This window comes from Oxalicibacterium sp. (assembly GCF_035565035.1).
Taxonomy (GTDB): domain Bacteria; phylum Pseudomonadota; class Gammaproteobacteria; order Burkholderiales; family Burkholderiaceae_D; genus Oxalicibacterium.
Genome location: NZ_DATMTD010000120.1, coordinates 1 through 4203 on the forward strand (window position 1 = coordinate 1; position 4203 = coordinate 4203).

A 4203-nucleotide genomic window follows, 5' to 3' on the forward strand; every position below is an offset into this window, starting at 1 on the left:
GAACGGGTTTTGGGCGGGCGTTTCTGTCAAAATACGGAGTGGTTTGCCGGGGCCGTCCGGTTTATAAAAATCTGCCGGTCGTCATTCAGGGGATAACAGTTTTTCTGACAAGCGACAGCGACAAGAAAAAAAGCCGGAATGAAGTTTTGCCGCGGTTGCGCGAACAGTCATCGCGGCATTGGTTTAGTGAATATCGCATTCGCGCATTTGTTTAACTATCTATCGATAAGGATCCAACTATGCAATTGGTCAAAACCCAACGAGATGCGCTGTTGCGTCCGTTGCAGATTGTGAGTGGTATTGTCGAGCGTCGGCACACATTGCCGATTCTGGCCAATATCCTCATTCGCAAGGATGGCGAGCGTGTTTCATTCCTGTCGACCGACATCGAAGTGCAGATCACCACGCACGCGCAAGTCGGCAGCGGTAACGACGTCACGTCGACCACTGTTGCAGCACGCAAGCTGCTCGACATTCTCCGTGCGCTGCCGGATTCCGGCGACGTGGCGCTGACGCTGGCAAACAAGCGCATGACCGTGCAGTCGGGCAAATCGCGTTTTGCTTTGCAGACGCTGGCCGCTGAAGAATTCCCGACAGTTGCGCAAGCCGAGCAGTACAACGCCAAGGTCACGCTGCCGCAGAAGACATTGAAGCACCTCTTTAATATGGTGCACTTCTCGATGGCGCAACAGGACATTCGTTATTACCTGAACGGCCTGTTGCTGGTCGTCGACGGCAAGAACGTCATCGCGGTTGCTACCGACGGTCACCGTCTGGCCTTCTGCCAGGTTGCAACCGAACAGGAATTCGCGCGTCAGGAAGTCATCATTCCGCGCAAGACGATTCTCGAACTGCAACGCCTGCTGGAAGATACCGACCAGCCTGTCGATCTGGAGATCGCCAACAACCAGGTCAAGCTCACGTTCAGCGACATCGAACTGATTTCCAAACTGGTCGAAGGCAAGTTCCCGGATTACACGCGCGTCGTGCCGAAGGGCTACAAGAACAACTTCACGCTTGGCCGCGATGCCTTGCTGCGTTCGTTGCAGCGTGCCGCGATCATGACGTCGGACAAGTTCAAGGGCGTGCGGTGCATCGTCAGCCCCGGCAGCATGAAGATCAGTTCCACCAATGCCGACCAGGAAGAAGCGGTCGAAGAAATCGAAATCGATTACGGCGGCGATAGCGTCGATATCGGCTTCAACGTCACTTATCTGCTCGACGTATTGAACAACCTGAAGGGCGACAGCATCAACATCGCTCTTGGCGATGCCAATTCGTCCGCGCTGATCACGGTGCCGGATAATCCGGACTTCAAATACGTCGTCATGCCGATGCGTATTTGATGAGCTAAAAAGAGTCAAAACGGCAACGAAAAATTCCTGTTTTTCGTTGCCGCCCGAGGGTTAAAACTGCTTTAAAAACAGAAACTTGCCCTCATATGAATCATCTGTCGGTACGTGTATTTTGTATCGAAGACAAGCAGCAAAAAAGCAGTCCCGCAGTTCGTTTTGCAGAAGTTTTTCGCAAACAGATGTGAGGTCAAGCCAGCCGGCAAACCAGCGTCGGCAAGCGCTTTTCTCCTTCAGGGAAAAAGCCGGATGGACCACCTCTTTGAATCCCATCAGGAATTCAGGCCGCCATCCGCTTTTCCGTCTTCGGATCATCGATTCCGAAGAGAAGGGTCGAACTCCCATTGCATGCGAACGATTCAGTAACGTTATTTAAAGGTAGCCATGTCCGCGATCCCGAACGAGAACATCCCTCCATCGCAATCCGCCAACTACGGTGCGTCGTCCATCCAGATTCTTGAAGGCCTGGAAGCAGTCCGCAAACGCCCCGGCATGTACATCGGCGATACGTCGGACGGCACCGGCCTGCATCACTGCGTGTTCGAAGTGCTGGACAACTCCATCGATGAATCGCTGGCGGGTCATTGCACCGAGATCCACGTCACCATCCATTCCGATAATTCCATTTCGATCACCGATAACGGCCGCGGCATTCCGACCGGCATCAAGTGGGACGACAAGCACGAACCAAAACGCAGCGCGGCAGAAATCGTCATGACCGAACTGCACGCCGGCGGCAAGTTCGACCAGAACTCGTACAAGGTGTCCGGCGGTCTGCACGGCGTAGGCGTGTCGTGCGTGAACGGTTTGTCCAAACTGTTGAAGCTGACGATCCGTCGCGATGGCAAAGTGCACCAGATGGAATTCGTGCGCGGTGTGCCACAGAATCGCGAGATTGAAACCATCGACGGCCAGGTTGTCTCGCCGATCAAGGTTGTCGGCGATACCGACAAGCGCGGCACGGAAGTCCACTTCTGGGCCGACGAAGAGATTTTTACCAATGTCGAATTCCACTACGACATTCTGGCCAAGCGCATCCGCGAACTGTCCTTCCTCAACAACGGCGTGCACATCAAGCTGACCGATCAGCGCACCGGCAAGGAAGAAGACTTCGCGTTTGAAGGCGGCACGCGCGGCTTCGTTGAATACATCAACAAGGCCAAGAGCGTGTTGCACCCGACGATTTTCCAGGCGACCGGTGAGCGTTTGTCGGACCAGGGCACCAACATCACGGTCGACGTCTCCATGCAATGGAACGACGCCTACAACGAACAGGTGCTCTGCTTCACCAACAACATTCCGCAACGTGACGGCGGCACCCACTTGACCGGCCTGCGCGCCGCGATGACGCGCGTCATCAACAAGTACATTGAAGAAAACGAATTTGCGAAAAAAGCCAAGGTCGAAGTCACCGGCGACGACATGCGCGAAGGCCTGACCTGCGTGCTGTCCGTTAAAGTGCCGGAGCCGAAATTCAGCTCGCAGACCAAAGACAAACTCGTATCGAGCGAAGTGCGCGGCCCGGTCGAAGAGATCGTCGCCAAGACGTTGACCGACTTCCTCGCCGAGAAACCGAACGACGCCAAGATCATCTGCGGCAAGATCGTCGAAGCCGCACGTGCGCGCGAAGCCGCGCGCAAAGCGCGCGACCTGACCCGTCGCAAGGGCGTGATGGACGGCCTCGGCCTGTCCGCCAAACTGGCCGACTGCCAGGAAAAAGATCCGGCACTGTGCGAACTGTACGTGGTCGAAGGTGACTCCGCAGGCGGCTCCGCCAAGCAAGGTCGCGATCGCAAATTCCAGGCGATCCTGCCGTTGCGCGGTAAAGTCCTCAACGTCGAAAAAGCCCGCTTTGAAAAAATGCTCTCCAGCGAACAGATCACCACGCTGATCGCCACGTTGGGTACCAGCATCGGCGCGGACGAATTCAATATCGACAAGTTGCGTTATCACCGCATCATCATCATGACCGATGCGGACGTCGACGGCGCCCACATTCGCACGCTGTTGCTCACGCTGCTGTATCGCCAGATGCCGCTGCTGGTCGAGCGTGGCCACGTCTACATCGCGCAACCGCCGCTGTACAAGGTCAAGCACGGCAAGGACGAGCGCTATCTGAAGGACGACGTCGAAGAAGCCGTCTACATGATGCAAATCGCACTGAACGACGCCGCACTGATCCCGTCGGAAGGCGCAGCACCGATCAGCGGTGATGCCCTGTCCGAATTGGTTCGTCAGTACAACACCGCCAACGCTATCATCAATCGCCTGACGCGCGTGATCGATTCCGCAGCGCTCACCGCCATCATGACCGGCGTCACGCTCGACCTCAGCTCGCAAGAGGCAGCTGACGGATCGGCCGCGCGTCTGCAGCAAGGCATCAACGACCCGGCGGTCAAGGTCGCAGTCGTCCACGATGAGCTGGCCGACAAGTACGCATTGCGTATCCAGCGCATGCAGCACGGTAACGTCAAGGTCACCGGCTTCGACGCAGACTTTGTCACCGGCCCGGATTACATGGTTCTCGCCAACGCCGCCGCAACCTTCAAGGGTTTGATCGGCGCGGGCGCAATGATCCAGCGCGGCCTCGGCGACAAAGCCAAGATCAGCGCCATCAGCGACTTCCACCAGGCGATGGGCTGGCTGCGCAGCGAAGCAGAACGCAACGTCGGCAAGCAACGCTACAAAGGTCTGGGCGAGATGAACCCGGAACAACTGTGGGAAACAACGATGGACCCAACTGTACGCCGCCTATTGAAAGTGCAGATCGAAGACGCCATCGCAGCGGATCAGATTTTCACGACGTTGATGGGGGATGATGTGGAACCGCGGAGAGCGTTTATTGAGACGA

3 protein-coding genes are annotated in these 4203 nt (G+C 56.5%); all 3 read left to right on the forward strand.

Annotated elements, in window-relative coordinates; all coding sequences use genetic code 11:
- A partial coding sequence (locus tag VN114_RS13005; protein WP_325515527.1) for a hypothetical protein occupies window positions 1-215 on the forward strand: 215 nt, incomplete at its 5' end.
- 24 nt (window positions 216-239) lie between these two features.
- A complete protein-coding gene (gene dnaN / locus VN114_RS13010; protein WP_325515529.1) occupies window positions 240-1346 on the forward strand; it encodes a DNA polymerase III subunit beta in 1107 nt (368 codons plus the stop codon).
- A 390-nt stretch (window positions 1347-1736) separates the two neighbouring features.
- Window positions 1737-4203 (forward strand): DNA topoisomerase (ATP-hydrolyzing) subunit B (gene gyrB / locus VN114_RS13015; protein ID WP_325515531.1); only part of this gene is annotated, 2467 nt, incomplete at its 3' end.

Excerpts from the sequence above, each read along its gene's own strand:
- dnaN (WP_325515529.1), top strand. The coding sequence starts at position 240 with ATGCAATTGGTCAAAACCCAACGAGATGCGCTGTTGCGTCCGTTGCAG.